The sequence below is a fragment of the Sediminitomix flava genome, from assembly GCF_003149185.1.
GTDB classification, from domain to species: Bacteria; Bacteroidota; Bacteroidia; order Cytophagales; family Flammeovirgaceae; genus Sediminitomix; species Sediminitomix flava.
Genome location: NZ_QGDO01000002.1, coordinates 1,215,942 through 1,237,551 on the forward strand (window position 1 = coordinate 1,215,942; position 21,610 = coordinate 1,237,551).

The 21,610-nt window shown below is 36.8% G+C and carries 16 protein-coding genes and 1 riboswitch; of the genes, 5 read left to right on the forward strand and 11 right to left on the reverse strand.

Annotated features, from left to right (window positions below):
• Nucleotides 1-22: 22 nt before the first annotated feature.
• Entirely contained in the window at nucleotides 23-1,165 is a 1,143-nt protein-coding gene (rffA, locus tag BC781_RS12005) for a dTDP-4-amino-4,6-dideoxygalactose transaminase (RefSeq protein ID WP_109617872.1), read from the reverse strand.
• A gap of 186 nt (nucleotides 1,166-1,351) precedes the next feature.
• On the opposite strand from rffA, the gene BC781_RS12010 reads away from it, so the two are divergent.
• A complete protein-coding gene (locus BC781_RS12010; RefSeq protein WP_109617874.1) occupies nucleotides 1,352-1,981 on the forward strand; it encodes a hypothetical protein in 630 nt (209 codons plus the stop codon).
• A gap of 69 nt (nucleotides 1,982-2,050) precedes the next feature.
• Here the strand turns inward: BC781_RS12010 and BC781_RS12015 are convergent, their stop codons facing one another.
• The 4 genes from BC781_RS12015 to BC781_RS12030 all read right to left on the reverse strand — a co-directional run bounded on the left by BC781_RS12015 (nucleotide 2,051) and on the right by BC781_RS12030 (nucleotide 5,635).
• Nucleotides 2,051-3,136: a branched-chain amino acid aminotransferase gene (locus BC781_RS12015; RefSeq protein WP_109618039.1), complete on the reverse strand. Its 1,086-nt coding sequence runs from the start codon at nucleotides 3,134-3,136 to the stop codon at nucleotides 2,051-2,053.
• A gap of 279 nt (nucleotides 3,137-3,415) precedes the next feature.
• Nucleotides 3,416-4,222, reverse strand: a complete 807-nt coding sequence (locus tag BC781_RS12020; protein WP_109617875.1) for an inositol monophosphatase family protein — start codon at nucleotides 4,220-4,222, stop codon at nucleotides 3,416-3,418.
• Nucleotides 4,223-4,329: 107 nt separating this feature from the next.
• Complete coding sequence (locus BC781_RS12025; RefSeq protein ID WP_109617878.1) at nucleotides 4,330-4,770, reverse strand: BLUF domain-containing protein; 441 nt, start codon at nucleotides 4,768-4,770, stop codon at nucleotides 4,330-4,332.
• Nucleotides 4,771-4,882: 112 nt separating this feature from the next.
• Nucleotides 4,883-5,635, reverse strand: coding sequence for a carbonic anhydrase family protein (locus BC781_RS12030; RefSeq protein WP_109617880.1), 753 nt, complete (start codon nucleotides 5,633-5,635; stop codon nucleotides 4,883-4,885).
• A gap of 163 nt (nucleotides 5,636-5,798) precedes the next feature.
• A riboswitch (SAM riboswitch) is annotated at nucleotides 5,799-5,908 on the forward strand.
• A 231-nt stretch (nucleotides 5,909-6,139) separates the two neighbouring features.
• Here BC781_RS12030 and metK point away from each other — a divergent pair.
• Together metK and BC781_RS12040 are read left to right on the forward strand one after the other, a co-directional pair.
• Nucleotides 6,140-7,417, forward strand: a complete 1,278-nt coding sequence (gene metK / locus BC781_RS12035) for a methionine adenosyltransferase (RefSeq protein WP_109617882.1) — start codon at nucleotides 6,140-6,142, stop codon at nucleotides 7,415-7,417.
• Nucleotides 7,418-7,511: 94 nt separating this feature from the next.
• Nucleotides 7,512-8,384 carry a tetratricopeptide repeat protein gene (locus tag BC781_RS12040; protein WP_109617884.1) on the forward strand — a complete coding sequence of 291 codons (873 nt, stop codon included), beginning with the start codon at nucleotides 7,512-7,514 and terminating at the stop codon, nucleotides 8,382-8,384.
• Nucleotides 8,385-8,448: 64 nt separating this feature from the next.
• On the opposite strand, the gene BC781_RS12045 is transcribed toward BC781_RS12040, so the two are convergent.
• The 6 genes from BC781_RS12045 to BC781_RS12070 all read right to left on the reverse strand — a co-directional run bounded on the left by BC781_RS12045 (nucleotide 8,449) and on the right by BC781_RS12070 (nucleotide 19,682).
• A complete protein-coding gene (locus BC781_RS12045) occupies nucleotides 8,449-9,585 on the reverse strand; it encodes a M48 family metallopeptidase (protein WP_109617886.1) in 1,137 nt (378 codons plus the stop codon).
• Between the two features lie 61 nt (nucleotides 9,586-9,646).
• The gene (locus BC781_RS12050) at nucleotides 9,647-10,744 is read right to left on the reverse strand and encodes a DUF2891 domain-containing protein (protein ID WP_109617889.1); all 1,098 of its coding nucleotides are present in this window, start codon (nucleotides 10,742-10,744) and stop codon (nucleotides 9,647-9,649) included.
• A gap of 98 nt (nucleotides 10,745-10,842) precedes the next feature.
• Entirely contained in the window at nucleotides 10,843-11,475 is a 633-nt protein-coding gene (locus BC781_RS12055) for an LON peptidase substrate-binding domain-containing protein (RefSeq protein WP_109617896.1), read from the reverse strand.
• 404 nt (nucleotides 11,476-11,879) lie between these two features.
• Nucleotides 11,880-12,926: a tRNA preQ1(34) S-adenosylmethionine ribosyltransferase-isomerase QueA gene (gene queA / locus BC781_RS12060; protein ID WP_109617898.1), complete on the reverse strand. Its 1,047-nt coding sequence runs from the start codon at nucleotides 12,924-12,926 to the stop codon at nucleotides 11,880-11,882.
• A 222-nt stretch (nucleotides 12,927-13,148) separates the two neighbouring features.
• Nucleotides 13,149-17,960, reverse strand: coding sequence for a T9SS type A sorting domain-containing protein (locus tag BC781_RS12065; RefSeq protein ID WP_109617900.1), 4,812 nt, complete (start codon nucleotides 17,958-17,960; stop codon nucleotides 13,149-13,151).
• An 888-nt stretch (nucleotides 17,961-18,848) separates the two neighbouring features.
• On the reverse strand, nucleotides 18,849-19,682 hold the full coding sequence (locus tag BC781_RS12070; protein ID WP_109617902.1) for a hypothetical protein: 834 nt from the start codon (nucleotides 19,680-19,682) through the stop codon (nucleotides 18,849-18,851).
• Between the two features lie 128 nt (nucleotides 19,683-19,810).
• Between BC781_RS12070 and BC781_RS12075 the strand changes: the two genes are divergently transcribed.
• Together BC781_RS12075 and BC781_RS12080 are read left to right on the forward strand one after the other, a co-directional pair.
• Nucleotides 19,811-20,503, forward strand: a complete 693-nt coding sequence (locus BC781_RS12075; RefSeq protein ID WP_158281451.1) for a tRNA1(Val) (adenine(37)-N6)-methyltransferase — start codon at nucleotides 19,811-19,813, stop codon at nucleotides 20,501-20,503.
• 87 nt (nucleotides 20,504-20,590) lie between these two features.
• Nucleotides 20,591-21,571, forward strand: coding sequence for a radical SAM protein (locus BC781_RS12080; protein ID WP_109617906.1), 981 nt, complete (start codon nucleotides 20,591-20,593; stop codon nucleotides 21,569-21,571).
• Nucleotides 21,572-21,610: the final 39 nt, after the last annotated feature.

Below are 21,610 nucleotides of genomic sequence, written 5' to 3' on the forward strand. Positions count from 1 at the left end.
CTGTAAAGGTTAAGAGTTTTTTTTATATCTCAAGTAAAGACTCCACGCACTGAAATACTAAATCTTCATTCATTTCATGATGAAATGGTAATCTGAGTAAACAATCTGAAAAATAATCTGCAAACTGAAGTTCTTCCCCCTCATACTTAGTTTTAAAGTATAAACTTCTATGCAAAGATTGATAATGAAAGACAGCTTGAAAACCTTTTGACTTCAATCTTACGATTGCTCTATCTCTACTTTCCTTATCCTCAAATAACACATAGAACATATGTGCATTCGAAATTTCTTCTTGGATTAAAATCGGGGAATTATCACTTTTCAGAGATTCATCAGAAAACTGCTCAAAGGCTCTTTTGTATACATTCCAAACTTCCTTTCGCTTCAGTTGAATGTTATCAATTTCTTCTAATTGCCCATAAAGAAAAGCGGTATTCAGTTCTGATGGTAAATAAGAAGAACCTAAATCTACCCATTCATAATGATCAACTTTACCCTCTAAGAAAGCAGAACGGTTTGTTCCTTTTTCCCAAATCACCTCTGCCCGTTCAATAAATTCAGCATCATTTATCGCTAACAGTCCCCCTTCTCCACATTGAATATTTTTAGTCTCATGAAAAGAAAATGTTGCTAAATGCCCAATGCTCCCAAGTGCTTTCCCTTTATAGTTTCCTTCTATTGCCTGAGCTGCATCTTCAATCACACAAATCTCCTGCTCATTCGCCATTTCCATTATTGCATTCATATCACAAGGGTAACCTGCATAATGGACGACAACAATAGCTTTGGTTTTAGGCGTTATTAAAGAGTGAATTGACTTTGGGTCTACATTAGGATGATCTGATAAGCTATCAGCAAATCGAATTTTAGCACCTCTCAAAGCAAATGCGTTGGCTGTAGAAACAAACGTATATGATGGAATGATTACCTCATCTCCTTTTTCAATATCCAAAAGCAGTGCACACATCTCAAGTGCATGTGTACATGAGGTTGTCATTAATGCTTTTTTGATTCCATAACGCTGTTCAAAAAAAGACTGACAAGCTTTGGCATATTTTCCATTTCCAGATAGTCGTTCCTCTCCACTCAATACATCTTGAATGTACAAAGCCTCTTTACCTGTCAGGTATGCTTTATTGAAAGGAATTTGTGGACTATTACTCATATAACTGAAAATGGATTAATTATTTCAAAGCTCAAAGATAAGTGATTTATAAGGATGAGTAGTAATATTTTGAGAAAACAAGAACAGTATAAAAACTACTAAACAATTTTTGAGATAAGGCATTATACTTGTGATAAATGATATTTTTTAGTAGTCTGAAACAATTTCAGATATAAAAACTTGACCATGCAAAGACTAATTATACTTACCATATTCTTCTTTTTCTCCTTCAACTATTCTTATGGACAATTCAATGAAGATGCTCAAGAAGAGTTTACGATAGTAGCTGCTCAGAAAAGTTTAGCCGAAGCTGAGCAAGTAACACAAGAAGAAGCAAACGAACCTACTTCTGTACCATCATTCAAAGATCGTATCTTTTTCGGAGGTAATGTTGGTTTATCATTTGGTGATATAACAGCAATTGAAGTCTCTCCACTTGTTGGCTATCAGATTACTGAAAACTTAACAGGAGGTGTTGGTATTACTTATATCTACTACGATAACAAGGTCTTTAATTATTCAACACACACCTACGGAGGTCGTTTATTCGCACGATATTACTACCAATTAAAAGAAGGTGTGAGACTTTTCCCACAAGTAGAATATCAGATGTTGAAATATGAAATAAGAGATAACACTACTGGTATTGAATATCCAAACCAATGGAGAGAAGCAGCTTATGTAGGTGCAGGATATTCTCAAAGAGTTGGAGAAAGAAGTGCTGTGAATATTATTGGATTGTATAATCTGTTATATGATGAACAGACCTCATTGTATAATTCTCCTTGGGAGTTCAGAGTAGAATTTAATTTCTAGGTATTCATAAATAAAAAAGGGAATCTGAATCGATTCCCTTTTTTGAACAAGTCATAAATCTGAAAAGCATTAAACTTTGAATACCCAATTCTTAGTATCCTCAATTTCACCTTTCTGAATGCCTTGCATATGTTTCTTCACTTTCTGAGAAAGCTCTCTTTCCTCCCAATTTGGAAGTTCTAAATCACCTTCTTTCTCATCGCCAATAGTAGAAATTGGAGCAATTGTTACAGCTGTACCAACTCCAAAGGCATCTTTTAAACTACCATTTTTCTGAGCTTCAATAATCTCAGTGATAGGGATACGTCTCTCTTCTATTTTCACACCCCAATCTTGGAGTAATTCCAATACGCTCAGACGAGTAATACTTCTTAAAATAGTATCCTCCTCTGGCATTGTAGGCGCAGTGACGATTGTATCATCAATTTGGAACATTACGTTCATTGTACCAGACTCTTCAATGTAAGCATGCTCACTTGAATCTGTCCAAAGTAGTTGATCATAACCTTGCTTCTGTGCTTCTAAAGCTGGAAGCATAGATGCTGCATAGTTACCTGCTACTTTAGCGAAACCTGTTCCTCCTTGGCAAGTACGTGAATATTTCTTTTCTATTTTTACTTTTACAGCTCCCGAATAGTAAGCACCTGCAGGAGACATGATGATTGCAAAAGTATATTTTTCCGAAGGACGAAGTCCTAAGAATGCATCTGTAGCAAACATGAATGGTCTCAGATACAATGAGCTATCTGGTACATTTGGTACCCAGTCTCTATCTAAATCAACCAACTCACGAAGCGCTTGTAAAAAGATTTCTTCTGGGAAAGAAGGCATACACATACGTTCTGCAGAAGCATTTAGCCTTTTTGCATTTTCATCTGGACGGAAAATCAAGACCTCTTCTTCATTTTTTACATTTCTGAAAGCTTTTAATCCTTCAAAAATAGATTGTCCGTAATGAATAGCTGAAGTTGCCGGACTTAACTTGAAGTCATCGTAAGGAATAATTCGGAAATCACCCCATTTGCCATTTTCATAGTCAGCTATAAACATATGATCTGTAAAATCTCTACCAAAATTAGGGTTCTTAAGATCAATTTCTGAAAGTCTGGACTTAGACGTTTTTTCAATTCGAATATCTACGGCTAGTTCTTGCATAAAATGTGCTTTAAGGTGAAACCATGTTTTTGAACGGTAAATTGCAATAGTCAAAGACAAGCCTCTTCTTAATCGAAACAAAAGAAAGGCATCTTTCTGCAAAGATACCTTTAAATTCTTTTCTCCAATAATGGAGGCCTATCTTATATTTCGTTGGAAACTCTTCTCCAATATTTAATGGAAAGTTCTAATTTAATCCTATGAAAAACAAAAAAATGTTTTTCATAGCGCTAATTTTCCAAAAAATATACGGCAAATGAGATTTTTGGTTTCTAAAATTTAGATTCCTTTAAAGTTATTTTTGATTAAGTCAGTCAATTCTTCGGTTACACCTTGGCAACTAGCAATTATTTGTCCTTTGAAAATAAACTCATCTCCGCCATAGAAATTAGTGACTACACCTCCAGCCTCTTTCACAATTAATCCTCCTGCAGCAACATCCCAAGGTTTTAGGTCATACTCAAAGAAACCTTCAAAACGACCTGCGGCGACATAGGCAAGGTCAATAGCCGCAGCACCAATTCGACGTAAACCATGACAAGCTTGCATCAAATGCTGAAGTGCATTCATGTAACCTTCCATCAGCTGAAAGTTTTGGTAAGGAAAGCCAGTTGCAATTAATCCTCTACTCAATTCTGGTTCTGGAGAAGTTTTAATCTTATTTCCATTTAAATAAGCACCTCCACCTTTCCATGCATAGAATGATTCTTTTCGGTTAGGTTCATGAACAACGCCTAACAATAATTCTTCACCTTTCGCAAGTGCAATACTAATGGCAAAAGTTGGAATACCATGAATGAAATTGGTTGTACCATCCAGTGGGTCTATAATCCAATTATACCCACCTTCATTTCTAGTACCAGTTCCTTCTTCTGCTATAAAACCTGCTTCAGGTAAAAAATCAGATAATTTTTCAACAATCATTTTTTCAGAGGTTTTATCGACATAAGAAACCATATCATTTGTCCCTTTATATTCAATATCCTCGCGCTCAAAACGAGAGCGTTCAACCATGATAAACTGTCCTACCTCTTCACTAAGTTCGACTACTTTTTTACATAGCCCTTCAAGTTGAAAATCTCCCATAAAAAAATCTATTGCTTAAAATTAAGGTTTGTCCACTTTCCAATTAAGAACATATCATCTATGCGTAATAGATGTATTTTCTCAAGGACAAAATGTCGTCAATTTTCTTACCAAAAACTATTCATATCCAATGATTCATTCAAATAGAAGTTTTTCATGTACTCAAAGACAATATGGGAGTTTTGGTAGAAGACATCTTTGGAAGGCATATCTTCAATTCCATGCTCTTCTTTCAACATTTCAAACTCTTCTTCGGTAATGTTTGTCCCTGTCATTGACCAAGCAGAAAAGTTACGATCTTCTACATGCCCTTCCATTACCATTTTTACATGCCTGTGTCTTTCATCTGAAGAAATCTTGTTGTACAGCGCTTTCACTTGCTCTTCATCGCCTTCAAGTACCTGAAGAAAATACTCATCTGAACACAACAGCATTCCTGAGATTTTCTTGTCAGCATTGTTGGTTTGACTTTTTTTCAAGATTTCAAACAATTCATCATCTGATAGTTCTTCTGAACGAGTACTCGAATAACATAGATAGTAGATCATTTTTAAAACTGTTTAAGTGAATGATACTCCAATATCTATGATCTGCTTTTTTATTTTCAGTCAATTTCGAGCACTTTTTTACATAAGAATGATTTCAGTTTGAATACAAGAATCAATCAATTTCTCGATTGAAAACCTCTTGAATATGCCTCGCATTATCTCCTTCAATTTTATTAATTCGCTGTATCGTGTGAGGTGAGGCTTCAAAAATATGCTTAAAAATAATCCACTCAACTCGTTCGGTATGGGGCGGTGTGGTAAGTGAACCTCTATAATGAAAAAATGCAAAATCCTTACTTTTGTCAAGCCCTTTGGCAAGAGAACGAACATCTAGAGATTTAGCAGGCAATACAACTCTATCCCCTACTTTGTCTGGAATTCGTTCGATCAATTCTTTAAAGAAATTAGGATCTGTTCCTTCTTTAAAAAGCACAGCTAAAACTAAGTAATTTTTAGAACCATCCTTATTAGTATTTGAATGTACCAAATGCATTTCCATTGGATATGTCACACCATCTATCAAATGTTCTGACGGAGTATGAAAGTGAAGTTGGTCAAAATTGTACTCTATTCCATCAAAACTAAACGTACTTCCAGGTTCATATTCTACTTTTACCGTTTTGCCTTCATTGATAAGTTGGTGAGGTTTATCTGTGATATGTGTATAATTATAATAAATCGTATGTGTTGAATCGTCTTCTTCGGAGGTTACTATATTTATAGGTGATTGTAACTTCCCATGCCCTTTCTCTACAGAAAGGTAATGTGTTTGTTTGAGATGATTATCGGCAACAGTTTCGTCTTTGGGAGAATGTTTACAAGCTATAAAAAAGCTACATAGCAAAAAGAGAATGATACTTTTCATATGATTTTTAATACATAAACATCATTTTCTTCTTGAATAATTCAGACCTACATTCATCTAAATCACAATAGTTTATCCAATTCTGAAACTCTTCGTGAAAATCCTTTTATTGAATCTTTCTAAATAAAATTGGTGACACAATAGAATTTATATACCTTTGTATAGCTTATCAAGAAAGACCGAGGGACTGGGCCCGATGAAGTCTTAGCAACCCCCTTCCAAATAGGCAGGTGCTAATTCCCATTTCTGACAAGAGTCAGGAGAAGATAAGTTTCATCCTACCGATATGGACTCTTCTTTTTTGATAGCGTTTTGGATTGCACCGTGCACTATCATTTTCTGTATAAAATTTAGTGCTTTTCATTGGAATGTGATTTTTGATCTAAGAAAAATATAGGTTCTTGACCAAACAAATCTACATTGTAAGCTGTTTAGCATCGGAACAATAGTTCACGAGATATCCAGAATCTAAATAAAAGTTGATTTAAATTTAATAACTCAAGAATGGCATACCTATTCACATCTGAATCGGTGTCTGAAGGGCACCCTGATAAAGTTGCTGACCAAATCTCAGACTCAGTCTTAGACGCAATGTTGTCTCAAGACCCAGACTCTCGTGTTGCTTGTGAGACGCTCGTAACTACAGGGCTTGCAGTATTAGCTGGAGAAATCACAACAAAAGCATACGTAGAAATCCCTGATATTGTACGCGAGACAATTAATAATATAGGTTATAACAAAGATAATTATCAATTCTCTGGAGACTCTTGTGGTGTTCAAGTGGCACTGCACAGTCAATCACCTGATATTGCACAAGGTGTAAATGAAGGAGAAGGAGTTGATAAAGAGCAAGGAGCAGGAGATCAAGGGATGATGTTTGGTTATGCCACAAATGAGACTCCAGAATATTTGCCTACAGCTTTGGCATTCTCTCACCGTTTGGTAAAGGAATTGGCTAACATCCGTAAAAATGAATCTGATGTAATGCCATATCTTCGCCCTGATGCAAAAGCTCAAGTAACGATTGAGTATAATGAAGACGGTAAACCAAAGCGTGTTCATACAATTGTTGTTTCTACTCAACACGATGATTTTGCAGCAGAAGAAGAAATGTTAGCAAAAATTGCTGAGGATGTAAAAGAGCATGTTATTGCTAGAGTAATTCCTGCTGAATTATTAGACGGAGATACAATCTATCACATCAACCCTACAGGTAAATTTGTGATTGGTGGACCTCACGGTGATGCAGGTTTGACTGGTCGTAAAATTATTGTAGATACTTACGGTGGTAAAGGTGCTCACGGTGGCGGTGCATTTTCAGGAAAAGATCCTTCTAAAGTAGACCGTTCGGCTGCTTATGCTGCTCGTCACATCGCGAAAAACGTAGTTGCAGCAGGATTGGCAGACGAAGCGTTGGTACAAGTTGCTTATGCAATTGGTATCTCAAATCCAGTATCTTTGAATATCAATACTTATGGTACAGCTAAAGTAGGTCTTTCTGATGTAGAAATTGCGGCTAAACTTTCTCAAATTTTCGATATGCGTCCTAAAGCAATTATCGATCGTCTGGGATTGAAAAACCCTATCTATACTCCAACGGCAGCTTACGGGCACGTAGGTCGTTCTCCTTACACTGCTGAAGTAGAATTCAACACAGTTGATATCACTGAAGTTGATGGTGTTAAGACAGAAATCCGTAAGAAAGAACTTAAAGAAGTTGAGTTCTTCACTTGGGAAAAGACAGATTATGTAGGAAAAATTAAAGACGATTTTAGCCTTTAATCTTCCAAATCATATACATTTGAACCCCAATCTACTTGTTAGGTTGGGGTTTTTCACTTTTTCACCCTTTGGGTAAATGTAGAGATTGATATTTATGAAGAAGATTATCTTTTTTGTTACCAGCCTTTTATACTTCACCTTTCAAGCAAATGCTCAAGTTGCTTTAGATCAAAAAGTAAGTTCGTACACATGTGATTGCTTACGAAATTATGCTCCTGAAGAAATTGACGATGAGATAATGGAAAATTGTATTTCAGAAGCAATGAAAGCAGTAGCTCCAGAAATGACACAAGTGCAAATCAAAGCCCTTGAACAAGTCGATAATATGTGGGCACTTATTGAAAATGTAACCAAACAAGTTTCTGAAAATTGCTTGCAACAATCTTCTTCAAAAGATAAAGGAAATACCTATTATTATTCGGTATGGAAAAAGGCCAATAAATGGTATGAAAACGGAAAAACGTTCGAAGAAATACAAGACTATACCAATGCGATAAAAGCTTATGATAAAGCATTAATCATTGACCCTGAATTTGTATTGGCTTGGGATAATATGGGTTTTTGCTATAAGCAACTGAAGAATTACCCTGAAGCAATTAGAGCTTTCAAAAAATCATTAATTCTCTATCCTGAAGGTAAGTTTGCCCAAATTGAGCTTGCAGAAGCCTATCTTTTAACCAAAGAAAGTGATAAAGCCGTAGAAATTTACAATGGTTATAAGGAGCTATTTCCAGATGAAGCTTTTGGCTACTTATCTGCTGGAAATATCCGATTGGGAGAAGGAAATTACAGAGCTGCCACTGAAGATATCCTAATGGCACATAAAATCAACATCTTAACTGGAGCAAACAGTAAACAAAGTAAAAAGCTACTTTTACTAATGTATAAAAAGTATAAAGATGACGGTGCTGAAGATGAGCTTCTCGAAAAAGCCAAAGAAATGGGAATCGAGTTGAAAAAAGAATAAATCTGAACATCTTATTAAATAATAAAGCCCTCTATGAACTGGAGGGCTTTATTGTTTATGTTCTTTATTTCTTACTCAGAAAATCATCGACAAGGTCTTTAAACCCTTGCGCTTTTTCATCTACAAAATCATAGATATCTTCAGCTTTTACTGAGCTTCTTGCTTCAGTCGCCTCCTCTTCCTCTTGTTCAACATCAGATTCTACCTTTTTTGAAAAAGCTTCCTCTGTTTTTTCTTTTGCAAAGCTTGTTGCATCTTTAGCTCCTTTCAGAATCGAATCTGTGAACTTGAAGAAGTCATCAGCATAACCTTTCCCCGCCTTCTTTGTAGTTTCTGCAATTCTTTCATTGGCCAAATCCTTATAAAAACCTCTCAGAATTTGATCATATTCACCACCTTGAACCCACTTCAAAAGTTCATTCAAACGTGTTACGGCAAATGGATGCGTTGTTGCATATGACAAGACATTCATCAGTTTGTGGAAACTGTCTGAAATAGAATCTGAGCTTTCATATTCTTCAGCTTGCTTGATGAATTCTCCCAAATCCATTTCATGAATATTACGTCCCCCTGCCATCTTCATTTCCATGTTAATCACAACTTCAGGGTCTTGAACCGCAAGAAGACCTGCACGGTCACAACTCAATTCGCTTTTTCTATTCCATTCTTGTAATGCCAAAATAATTGGTTTGAGTGCAATTCCTGTAAGCATTGGTAAAGCACGATCAGTTACTTTTAGCAATAAAAATAAAAGCGTACGATAAAGCACATGCCCACTCAAAATATGCCCAAGCTCATGACCAATAATGGCCATTAATTCATCATCACTCATTTGCTCCACCACGCCAGAATTTAGTGTGATCATAGGCTTTGACCAACCAATTGCTCCTGCATTCAGAAATGGTGTTTGTGTCACAAATAAAGCTGGTCGCTCGTCTTCTGGGATATCGAAAATAGTACATGCCTCCATATAAATTCGGTGTACTCTTCCGAACTGCTTTTCATTTACACGAACCGATGTGGCTAGTAAATACAAGTAGATTGATTTCTCGTCAAATACACTATAAAGTGCTTTTATGACTTTATCGATACCAGGTACTTTTCTTAAAGCTAGCAAAGCAGCTTTATCTGCAGGGTGTTCCCATGCTTCAGAAGTAATTCCTGGGAAGTTTACTCTAATCTTTTTTGGCTTGTTTTCCATAGGATAAAAAATGTTTAGTCCTCTGACTAATACGGTATATTACAATTAATAGTTTATTCTTTTACATTTCAGAAAGTGCATATAAAGCAAAAGAAGCCAACCAATGCTCTCCCATATAATCTCCATCTACAATATTTGGTAAAGAGAAATCAATATGTTTTTGTGCTAAATCTTTAAGATGAGCATATTTTGGGTCAGTCTTCGATATACCACTCAAACACCAGGCTCTCGAAAAATTCACACCATCAAGGTGAACCAAATGTCCGTCACTTCGATCTGACACTTTTCCTGGCTCCCATTCAAAATATTTATCAGAAAGCTGTGGTAAGAAATTTTTCAACCAAAGTGTAAATTCTTCTTTAGGTAAAATTCTTCGCATCAAATCAATTTCTTCCATACAAGGCGAAAGGAAATCATAACCTCCCGGCTCCCAACTCAAGGGTGCATTCGTGTCATTCAAGAAAAATACTCTCGCTTTTTTCTCTATGATATCTTTAAGAGCAGTATTATTATTCTGAATGGCATAATCCCAAGCGAAAGTAAGTCCGAATGCTGTGTTGGTATGTGTTCCTACACGAATTGGGTAATTCAGCTTTGGTAAATAGTCAAGGTATTTTCCAACTATAAAATCTGTGAGAGGCTGCAAGTTCTGGCTCAATTCCTTTCCTAGCGGATCATTCCATGACTCTAGTTCTGCTGCTAATTTCAGTAACCAAGCCCAACCATAAGTTCTTTCATAAGATTTTGAATAAGGGTGATCGAAATAAGCCAACTCTTTTTCAATATTCTCTTTTGAAATATTAGTCGCCAACTTTTCTCTGACCTCTGCTGCATTTTCTAATTCTGGAAATGTTTTCAATAGCTTTACCAACATCCAATGTCCGTGTACCGATGAATGCCAATCAAAACAACCATAAAAAGCTGGGTGCAACTCTTTCGGAGACTTCAAATCTTCCGCTGAAGCCAAGGTTTGGCTAAGTTTATTCGGATATTCTTGATCCATGCATTTGAGCGGAAGCTTAGATAATCGGTTGGCTTGCTCAATTGATAAGGTACTGGATAAAGTTTCTACTTCTGTTTTCTCTTCTTCTTGTTGTTTCTGAGGAGTGGAAGTACAAGCAACTAAAAAGATGAAGCTTATAAAAAATAAAAATCTCATAAGAAAGAATGCTGCTGATTAGAATTGTTTTCCTTCTAATTACATTCTTTCTTATGAGAATTTAAAGTTAACATTGATCTATTTTAGTATAAATCAATTTAAAACTTGAGTGGATCTAGGTTTTTGAAATGCCCATTCATTTTCACTCGCAACTTTGTTCTTTCTACTTCTTTAATGTAAGGGAGTGCTCTTTCAATAAAGTCAAGTAGAAAATCGACTCTTGATTTTTCATTTTCAAGTGTCAACAGTTGATATTCTTGACTTGTAGAAAGCCCGACTTTATGTCCTAACTTATAAGAAAGGTAAGGTTGAGAATCATCTACTTCTACTTCTATCCCCATCAATTCGAAGAGCTCTCGCGCATCTTTGACAAGTTTTCTTTTAGAAGCATCATCTACAAAATCATTGTCTTCTACCCAAATGACTTTACCACCCGAATAGAGTTTATTTTCAATGGGGTTTATAAATTCTTGCGCTCTGAATATTCTTGTACCTATCGTTGAGATATCCATCCGACCGTCAGGATATTCATTAACGATACTCTCAATGCGCATTAGGGTACCAAACCTTTTGATACTACCGTCTAGATAGGTCGGAATTCCGAATTCTATCTCCTGATTAATACAGTCTTTAATCAGTTGTTTATAACGTGGTTCAAAAATGTGTAAGTTGAGTTTTTCACCAGGAAAAACGACTAAATTTAATGGAAAGAAAGCTATTTTATCAGACATCCTCTTGCAACAACATTTGGAAACGAAAAACTAAAGAAAGAATCAAAAGCAATACAACTTACTAAAGATTCATCCTTTGTAATATGATTACTTTACCTCATAAATAAGGCATGTGATTTTTTCGCCTTTTCTTTCCCAATTCGCTCCTAATCCAACTCTTATTTATGAAGTAAACGGAAGGAATTATCCACCATGGATCTACCGATTTTGCACTAAAACAAATTACGTACAAAAAACAGTTATGACCTTTATTTGGTTCGTTGGCTTAAAATCGAATAATCGAAGTGAAGGTATAAAAAAAGCCTGTAAGTGATCTATGAACACTTACAGGCTTTGTAAACTTCTTATTATAGTGAAAGCATGAACCTAATGAAGTACATTAAATCCATTTCTTCTCGTCTAGCTTAGATGATCAACATACAGTCGCCATAAGTCAAGAAGCGATATTCTTCTTTCTTAGCTTCCTCGTATGCTGCCATTACATTTTCGTAACCACCAAAAGCTGCAGACATCATAAGCAATGTAGACATTGGCTTATGGAAGTTTGTCAATAGACCTTTTGTGATTTTGAAATCGTAAGGAGGGAAGATAAATTTATCTGTCCATCCTGCATTTGGCTTCAATAAGTCATTTGCTGATACTGAAGTTTCAAGTGCTCTCATGGTAGTTGTACCAATCGCAATCACTTTCTTTTTGTTCGTCAGTGCGTTGTTCACTACATCTACTGTAGGCTGACGTACTTCAAAGTTTTCAGAATCCATTTTGTGCTTCGTCAAGTCTTCTACATCAACTTCACGGAAAGCACCAAGACCTACGTGCAATGTAATTGGAGCTACATCTACACCTAAGATTTCCAAACGCTTCATTACTTGAGGCGTGAAGTGAAGTCCTGCTGTTGGAGCAGCTACAGCTCCTTTACGATCTGCGAAAATTGTTTGGTAACGATCACGATCTTCTGGTTCAGCAGCACGTTCGATATCTTTTGGAAGAGGTGTTTCTCCTAAATCATCAATGATTTTGTAGAATTCGGCATCATCACCGTCAAATAAGAAACGAATTGTTCTACCTCTTGAAGTTGTGTTGTCAATTACTTCTGCAACCAACTCACCATCTCCGAAGTATAATTTGTTTCCTACACGGATTTTACGTGCTGGATCTACAAGAACATCCCAAAGATGTGACTCTTTGTTCAATTCACGAAGCAAGAAAACCTCAATCTTAGCTCCTGTTTTTTCCTTATTTCCATACAGACGAGCAGGGAAAACTTTGGTGTCGTTGACAACAAAAACGTCTCCTTCGTCGAAGTACTGGATGATATCTTTAAAAAGTTTGTGCTCGATCTCTCCTGTATCTTTGTGAAGCACCATCATACGTGCTTCGTCACGAGTTTCAGCAGGGTACTGAGCGACAAGTTTTTCTGGTAAATCAAACTTAAATGCGGACAGCTTCATTATAGCGATTCTGTTTGTATTTGGAGGTTATAAAAAGCCTTTTTTAATAGCTCTAAATTCAGCCTTTTAAAATAGCCTGTAAATATATACTTTTTTTATTGAAAAAGAATTATTTTTTAGTATAACGAGAAAACATTTTGTTTAAGTTCTCATAAAAAAGGTGAAAAAAAAGGGAGAGTCTCGGAAGACTCCCCCTCGCAGTTGTGAATTACCGCATTTTGATTATTCGATGATCAATTTGCTCGTATGAGAGTGGCCATCAGAAGTTACTCTTAATAAGTAAACTCCTTTTTCATGACCTGTCATATCCATATCAGCTTGACCACCACTGTAGAACTGCTCCAGGATTTTGTTACCTGCTGCATCAAACACCTCTATCAATCCGTCAATAGCATTTGTTTCTACTCTAAACTGACCTTTAGTAGGGTTCGGATACATTTCAACAGCCGTCTTAATTGTTGCGGCACCATTTCCATTTATACCATCGTAATCACCTGAGTCATCACATAATGGTTGGAAGAGCGTATTGTTCAACCAGTTGGCATCTTGTACCCAGTAAGGTCTGTTACCGTCTACTCCACAAGCAAAGAAGTCTACATCTTTGTTTTTCACGTGAAGTTGTTTAGACTCTCCTGCAAGAAGGTTGATTTTCTTAACTGTATAACCGTAGTTATAGTCATAGTCAAGGTAATCTACTTCAATTGCTTCACCTGCAGTGTTGTCTAACTCGTAGCGGTAGTAACCTGCTTTTTGAGTACATTCTAATGTTGAAACATTTAGAGCTTTCACTGTTGGAGTTAAGTTGAAGTTAGAACATCCACTGAATGTATTTCCTTCATATTCCCAAGTGAACCATACACCACCACCTTGGTTGTCGTTGTATGTGTTTGCTCCTCTACCCAATTGTAGACCTTTGTCAATCAACTTCTCAGTAATCTTAACAACATCTCTTGGGTTGTCTTTACGATAGATTACACCAAATCCACCGTTGTCATGTCTCAACCAGTCATAGTATGTCCAGAATCTAGTATCAGCATCTGCTGCTGCTCCGTCACGTACGGCTACTGGATCGCCTGCTGGTTTCAGCATTAGTAGTTTCACTACCCATTCTTTACCTTGTTCGTCAATGATTGTACCGAAGAAACATGCATCAGTTGGCGTACAGTTTAGATATACTTCTCTGAAAGAAGCTTCTTCATCATCATTTGTACCATCAAACCAGTCAAGGAGTACTGCATTTTGATTATTTACTCCGTTGAATCCTACTGCACGAGATACTTCGAAAGTATTCACGCCTGAAGTAGGTCGTACTTCCTCGTCAAAACATACTCCACCAATTACGATGTTTTTGTGGTGACATTCTGCTTTTGAATCATACTTACTGTACTCAAGTCTTGCAAACTTGATCCCTTCTGCGTGTACTGACAAGTCATAAGAACCGATTGATGCATAGTGACCTTTATCGTAGTCATCACCGCTTGGTCCATTGTTATAACTGTAGTAATCATCGTAGTGGTAGTAATAACCGTAGTCATAATCGTAGTACAACTCATCTCTATCTACCTCGTTTCCGTAGATATCGTAACCTACAAGGGCTACATATGGTTGAGCGTATGAGTAGTCATAGCTACCATAGTCGATTACATTTACAGACATTCTAGATGCTGTAGTTGTTACGATGAAGTTGTAACGGTGGTCACCTGACGCTGAAGCAAATGCTCCTGAAGGTAAGTTACCGTTGTTCGGGTAGTAATAATCATTTCCGTACTCATATCCATCGTAGTGACGGTAAGTGTTTACAAATTCAGCATCACCGTTTGGTGTCTCAATTGTAAGGTCTGTACGGTACTGGTTAATACCCTCAACAGATGCATTCTTGTATTTGTAGTAGTAATCATACTCATAACCACAATCGGTTGCAGGTAATGTTACTGGATCTACATCTGGGTAATAGTGATCATCTTTCGATCCGTCATCTGGAGAAACAATTGGCTTACTTACAATCGGCGTATATGGTTTCGCCATTTCGAAGTCTAATGTTTCAGTACATCCGTTTGCATCTGAGATTACTACTTTATAGTATCCGTAATGCAAGTCGTAACAGTGGTATTTATTCGAGTACTTACCATAATGCTTACCACTTACATGGTACCAGTTGATTTTGTATTCGAATGGCTTGTTCACAAATGGAGTACCTCCTGAAATGTCAAGTGTTGCAACTCCTGCACTATCAGTAGCAACTGCTGCTACAATTGGATCTGGTGCTACTAGTGTTACACTATCCGATACTACACATCCATCTCTAGTTTTCACTTTGATTTCGTAAGTACCAGCTGGAAGTCCTGCGAAGATCTTACCATCGTAAGAGTATTCTTTACCGTAACCGTCGTAACAGTAGTAGTGGTAATAATCATCTCCGAAGTCATATCCGTAGTAGTAATCATCTTCATATTTGATTTTCACACCAATGCTACCAAGTGTATTTGCACAAAGTGGATCATTAGCAGTTACATCAAGTACAAAGTTTGTAGGCTTATTAATTGTTACGAAAGCTAATCTTTCACAACCATTTGGAGCTACTACTTTGATCTTGTAGTTACCTGGCTCAAGATCAGTCAATTCAGGTCCTTCGAACTCAGTTCCGTTTTCGTGGTAACAGTAGTATGCCCATCCTTCGTGGTAACCATACTTGTAGTCATTGTATCCGTAACCATAGTAAGTACTATCATTTTCAAGGATACCACCAATTTTCACGCTACCAAGTTCACCTGGACATTTAGGTTGAACTACTTGGCTGAACAATTTGATTTTCGCTGCATCATCTACTCTCACTACTTGGTTGAAAATGATACCTAATGCATCTTTTACAATTGCTCTATATTTACCTGGAGGAAGATCAGTTGCTACCATTGAGTTATTCAATCTAGCAATTCTATTTCCACCTTCTTTAAACCAATCTACTTTTACACCATTTTCTGTACCATCAATCGGAATAATTCCTCCTGACATACCTAGTGTAATTGAACCGTAGTCATCTTCACAGATTTGATCTTGAACATCCAATACATCTACAATAATTGGCTCTGGATCTACAAGAGTAACTGAAGTTACTTTCACACAACCAAGATCAGAAACTGCCTTGATTTGGTAAGTACCTGCTGGTACTGCAAAAATATACTTATCAGTGTACTTGTATTCTGTTCCGTAACTGTCATAACAGTAGTAGTGATACTTGTCATTGCTGTCGCCACCTACATTACCATAACCGTAATCATAATCGTAGTAATAATCGTCATAGTAATCAGCTTCATCAAGGACTTTCACTTTAATTGATCCCAATCCACCAGCTCTTAGTGGGTCAGTACCTGTAGCTGCAAGTTCAAAGGTTGGAGGCTCATTGATTGTAATTGTAGCCGTAGCTTCACATCCTTTAGGACCTTGTACTAAGATATCGTAAGTACCTGGAGCAAGACTGTCAATTTCTTGACCTGTATACTCGTAACCAGTTTTTCCATAACAATAGAATTTCCAGTTGCTGTCATACTTATAATCATAGTAGTACTTGTCTGAGTAACCTTCATAACCTGAGTAGATTTTCACGCTACCTAGATCACCTTCACATACTGGTTGTGTAACTGCAGTCAACACTTTAAGTCTCTTACCTTCATGGATCGTAAATCCTGCAATATCAGTACATCCGTTTTCATTTACAGCTTTTACTGAGTAGTTACCTGGCTTAAGACCTGCTACACTTGTTTGGTTTGTAAGTTCTTTGATCTTGTAACCATTGTAGAACCAGAATAGACCCGGAGTCACTTTCTTCTTATAATGCTTCTTCTTACCGTAGAATGCTGTTGAAGCAGTTGAATCCATCATTGTAGTATCCATGTCAGAAGTGTCCATCTCCATAGTATCCATACCACCCATATCGGTAGTATCCATATCCATAGAATCCATGCCACCCATATCCATGTCCATTGAGTCCATATCCATTCCCATGTCCATAGAATCCATCTCAATGATGCCGTCAAGACCAATTACTTTAAGGTCTACGCTACCTAGATCACCTTCACAGAAAGGTTGAGTTACGTTTGCAACCGCTACGTCCAATACTTCAGGAGCAATAATTTCGATCAATTTTACTTCTTTACATCCGTATTTGTTTTTGATCACAACTTTATATTGTCCCGGAGCCAATCCATTAATTTCAGTACCTACATACTCTTTACCATAACTGTCATAACAGTAGTAATCATAGTGGCTGTCATCGTGGTAACCATAGTAATAATCATCATAATATCCTACTTTGATGTAAACGCTACCAAGATCTCCTGTACATACTGGCTGATCAATATCACACTCAATGTGGAATTTCACAGGTGGCTCAATCGTAATCCATTTGTAAGTTTCACATCCGTAATAGTCACGAACTACAAACTTATACTTACCAGGCGCAAGGTTTTCATAATACCAACCTTTTTGTTGCACTCCGTATTCATCGTAGCAGTAATAAGAATAATGCTTATTGTGTTTTCCGTAGTAAGGGTATGAATCATCATTATAATCCCCTCCATCGTTATAAGCACCGATTTTTACGCTAGCGTATCCGTATTCACAATCCGTGTAATCTACTTTACAGTAGAGATCTAGATTATTGCCCTCAATTGTGAACAGCTCATTGGCAATACAACCCTCGCTATCTTTCACGATAACTCGGTATTCTCCTGCAGGCATATCCTTACAGATAGTTTGGTTTGCAAACTCATCCATTCGGTCTCCGCCTTCTAAGAACCAGTCAATCTTATAATCATAAGACTTGTCTGAGAACCTTGCAGCATTTGAAATTAAAACTTCCGCGACACCCGAATAATCATTACAACCTGCGTGTGTCAAATTCAGTGAGATGCCCATACTACAGTCATCATCACCATTCTTTTCAGGGGAACCTGAGTATCCAGACATAGGTAGCATGAGCATAGCCATGAGGCAGCCAAGCACATACCAACCTCCCCTTGCAAGTAAAGGTTTGTACATAATAGTTTAGTAAATAGAAAGTAGTTAATTAATAGTTGTTTGTTTTTGCGGGATAGACCTAGCTTATAATGAGTTATGAATATTTCATATGTTTTAAAAGCATTAAAGTAAGGGCATTAAAGAGCCACCGCTAAATGAAACATTTCACCTAACATATACTTTACACTCTGTGTGTATGAATTATAAACTCACCAAAAACTGGTGCCAGAAGACTAGAATGAAGACACAGGTGCTACCCTAAGCGCAGGGCAATGCATCTTCCAATCTGTAGATCAGTAGAAAGGGTGTACAATACCGTATCAGCTAAACTGATAGTTTGTTTGTTTTTTGGATATTTAAATGTAGAAAGTAGGGTTTATTTAGCCGAATGCCGTTGAACGCCTTATTTCATACTGAAGCCAGATATATACTTAAGAAATTAATGTTCAAAAAGAATTAAGATGGTTTTCGTAATAACAAATCCTTGTCATTATCTGCTATAAACTCCTTGTGAGATGCAATAACTAGAACTCGAAGCGAGTTGCCGGGAAAAGGACATAAATTACCTATTATTCCGTTTTTGAAAGCTTGCATGTTAGTTATAATTAAATGCCAGAAAGTTATTCTAAGGATTATTTAGTTTATTATTTTTTCGAAATTCACACACATAACATTTAGAATTATTTTGATAGTTCATGAAATGTAAAAAAAAGTGAATAGAGGTGCTTTTTGCTAGGAATAGTCATATTTCACCTCCTAAAAGATTAAAAAAAGCCTATTTCCCTTCGACAAACCTCTACTTTTCTTGGGTAAACAGCCCTTATTTTAGTCCTCGAAAAATCCCTTTTCAAATAGAAAAGCCTAAGAGAATTTGCACTCTCCTAGGCTTATACGCATTTGCATCACTTTTTATTCACACTCATAGCTGTATATCCATTCACTTTCTTCAGAATCCCCAGAGTCTTCATCTGTATCTGTTACATCTGCATCTTCTGGTAATCGGTCGCTATTATAATCATAGTCGAAAGTCACCGTTCTAGTCAACGCTAAACCATCTAGCGGATTCAATACATCTGCTTCACGAACTTCTACTCTAGTGATATTATTCGGAGAGTTATTGTTGATCAATGACTGGATATCGTCAAGGTCTACAAAAATCCCTTGTAGCGGATTATCTCTATTGTCGTAAGAGAATGAGGTACTAAATACTTCAATATCTCCAAGTATTGCTACTTCTGAAGTTGCAGTAACACTCTCCACATTTCCATTTCCATCATAACTGTAAGTAGCGACTACACTGAAGTTAGAACCTTCAATGTCTGTATCAAAAGTCAATGTATTTACTGTACCATCACTATTTACTGTTACATCTACTTCCAAAGTATCTTCAGTAATTGAATTGCTTAGAGTATAAGAACTCAATTCACCACCTGTATAGCCGTAATCAAGTGTCACTAAGGTATTTCCTAGTGGGCCTGACAAGGTAACTTGTTCTACACCATCTGAATTATAGGTATAATCAAAAGTATTACTTTCAATACCATCGTTCTGATCCACAGATACGATACGATCCAATGAATCATAAGTCATCATATAACTTACTGTGTCTCCATCTGAGACAATTTCAAGTTCTTGTAGTGTACATCCGTTGTTTCTGTTACCATTATCATCATCGTCATCATCACAAGAAATCATCCCAACCGAGAATAAGGTAGCAAGTGTAATCCAAGCGAGTTTTTTCATAGTGTTACCATTTGATTTTTACCGAAACTATGAAATGTAAAAAGAGGAACCTCGATAAAGCTTGTATCTTTGGTACTTGAGTAATTTTATTGACAATTGAGATGAAAAAAGTGAGTAAGCCATTTCAGATGAAAAAATTTGAAATTCATCAAGATAAATGCGCGTTGAAAGTGGGAACAGACGGAATTATTCTTGGGGCATGGACAAATGTCAACCATCAAAAAGAGATTCTAGATATTGGTACAGGTACAGGACTCATCAGCTTGATGCTTGCTCAACGAAATAAGGAAGCGCTACTCACAGCTATTGAAATAGACAAAGATGCTAGCCAACAGGCTCAGTCCAACTTTTCCATTTCTCCTTGGAAAAATAGGCTCACACTTGAACACAGCTCTCTACAAGAATATAATTGCACGAAAAAATTTGATCTGATTGTCAGTAACCCTCCTTTCTTCAATAATGCACTCAAATCTGAGTCTGAACAGAAAAACACGGCAAGACATACCGATAGCCTTTCACAAGAAGACCTTTTGAATTATAGTTTAAAACATCTAAAAACTGAAGGCACACTGAGCCTTATCTTACCTTGCCAAGAAGCAGAACAAATTACCGAATTAGCGAGTAAAAAAGGACTATTTCTACAACGCAGATGTATCGTTCAAAATACATCTGAAGCAAAACCTATTCGTTGGATGATGGAATTTTCTTGCACTCAACCCGACAGCATTACGGAAGAAAAATTGATTATCAGAGAAAAGGACAAGCGAACTTATACCGAAGAATTTAAGATGCTAACGAAAGATTTTTATACCATTTTCTAAAACAAGCTGAACTCATTTGAACTTAAAGAAGTGTAATCTTTCTCGCTTTTGCGTAATTTCACTTTCTAAAGATCAATTTTACTTTTTATGCGCCTTCGGACAAAGCCTGTTTTATGTAACTATTATGTGACTTACCGCTGCAATGCCAAATGTGGATTTTGCGATATATGGGAACGTCCATCTCCTTATGTTACAGAAAAAGAGGTTGAGGAAAACATGAAAGCACTTAAAAAGCTAGGTGTAAAAGTTGTCGACTTCACAGGAGGTGAACCACTCTTGCATCGGGATTTAGATAAACTCTTGGGTATAGCCAAAAAGTATGGAATGATTACTACCGTAACTACAAATGCCATGCTTTATCCCAAATATGCCGAGCGTTTGAAAGGAAAAATTGACATGCTTCATTTCTCATTAGATGCTGCGACAGCTGAAGATCATGATACTTCGAGAGGAGTCAAATGCTTTGATTTGGTGCAGCAGTCTGTAGGAAAGGCGAAAGCTTTGGGTGAAAAAGTTGACATTCTTTACACCGTCACTCCCGAAAATATTGGGGACATTCAGCAAGTCTATGAAGAATTTTGCTTGCCCAACAAATGGCTACTGATTTTGAATCCTGTTTTTGATTACAATGAAGTAGGTGAAAATAACTTTGACAAAGAAGCTTTTTCAGAACTCCGAAGATGGGCTAAAAAGCCTTGGGTTTACTTAAATGGTGGATTTTTGAAACTCAGAGAAGACGGCGGAAATCATATTGACGATCCCATCTGCAAAGCGGCAAGCACAACACTTGTCATTTCTCCTCAAAATGAATTGGTATTGCCTTGTTATCACTTGGGAACAAAATCTTTCCCAATTCAGAATAATTTGGACACCCTTTACCATTCTGATGAAGTGCAAGCAGTCGTCAAACAAGAGGGAAAACTCCCCGAATGTGAAGGCTGTGTGATCAATTGCTATATGCAACCATCTTTTGCCGTAGAAATGAATAAATATTTTTGGGCGGCTCTTCCGAGTACAATCAAATACAATTGGCTGAAAGGAACTTGGAAACAGCTTAATTTAAGCTAAACCCACTCAGATAAACTGTTCTAAATCTTTTATCTTATT

Coding starts and splice junctions, on each gene's coding strand:
- rffA (WP_109617872.1), bottom strand. CDS start 1,165: ATGAGTAATAGTCCACAAATTCCTTTCAATAAAGCATACCTGACAGGT.
- BC781_RS12010 (WP_109617874.1), top strand. CDS start 1,352: ATGCAAAGACTAATTATACTTACCATATTCTTCTTTTTCTCCTTCAAC.
- BC781_RS12015 (WP_109618039.1), bottom strand. CDS start 3,136: ATGCAAGAACTAGCCGTAGATATTCGAATTGAAAAAACGTCTAAGTCC.
- BC781_RS12020 (WP_109617875.1), bottom strand. CDS start 4,222: ATGGGAGATTTTCAACTTGAAGGGCTATGTAAAAAAGTAGTCGAACTT.
- BC781_RS12025 (WP_109617878.1), bottom strand. CDS start 4,770: ATGATCTACTATCTATGTTATTCGAGTACTCGTTCAGAAGAACTATCA.
- BC781_RS12030 (WP_109617880.1), bottom strand. CDS start 5,635: ATGAAAAGTATCATTCTCTTTTTGCTATGTAGCTTTTTTATAGCTTGT.
- metK (WP_109617882.1), top strand. CDS start 6,140: ATGGCATACCTATTCACATCTGAATCGGTGTCTGAAGGGCACCCTGAT.
- BC781_RS12040 (WP_109617884.1), top strand. CDS start 7,512: ATGAAGAAGATTATCTTTTTTGTTACCAGCCTTTTATACTTCACCTTT.
- BC781_RS12045 (WP_109617886.1), bottom strand. CDS start 9,585: ATGGAAAACAAGCCAAAAAAGATTAGAGTAAACTTCCCAGGAATTACT.
- BC781_RS12050 (WP_109617889.1), bottom strand. CDS start 10,744: ATGAGATTTTTATTTTTTATAAGCTTCATCTTTTTAGTTGCTTGTACT.
- BC781_RS12055 (WP_109617896.1), bottom strand. CDS start 11,475: ATGTCTGATAAAATAGCTTTCTTTCCATTAAATTTAGTCGTTTTTCCT.
- queA (WP_109617898.1), bottom strand. CDS start 12,926: ATGAAGCTGTCCGCATTTAAGTTTGATTTACCAGAAAAACTTGTCGCT.
- BC781_RS12065 (WP_109617900.1), bottom strand. CDS start 17,960: ATGTACAAACCTTTACTTGCAAGGGGAGGTTGGTATGTGCTTGGCTGC.
- BC781_RS12070 (WP_109617902.1), bottom strand. CDS start 19,682: ATGAAAAAACTCGCTTGGATTACACTTGCTACCTTATTCTCGGTTGGG.
- BC781_RS12075 (WP_158281451.1), top strand. CDS start 19,811: ATGAAAAAATTTGAAATTCATCAAGATAAATGCGCGTTGAAAGTGGGA.
- BC781_RS12080 (WP_109617906.1), top strand. CDS start 20,591: ATGCGCCTTCGGACAAAGCCTGTTTTATGTAACTATTATGTGACTTAC.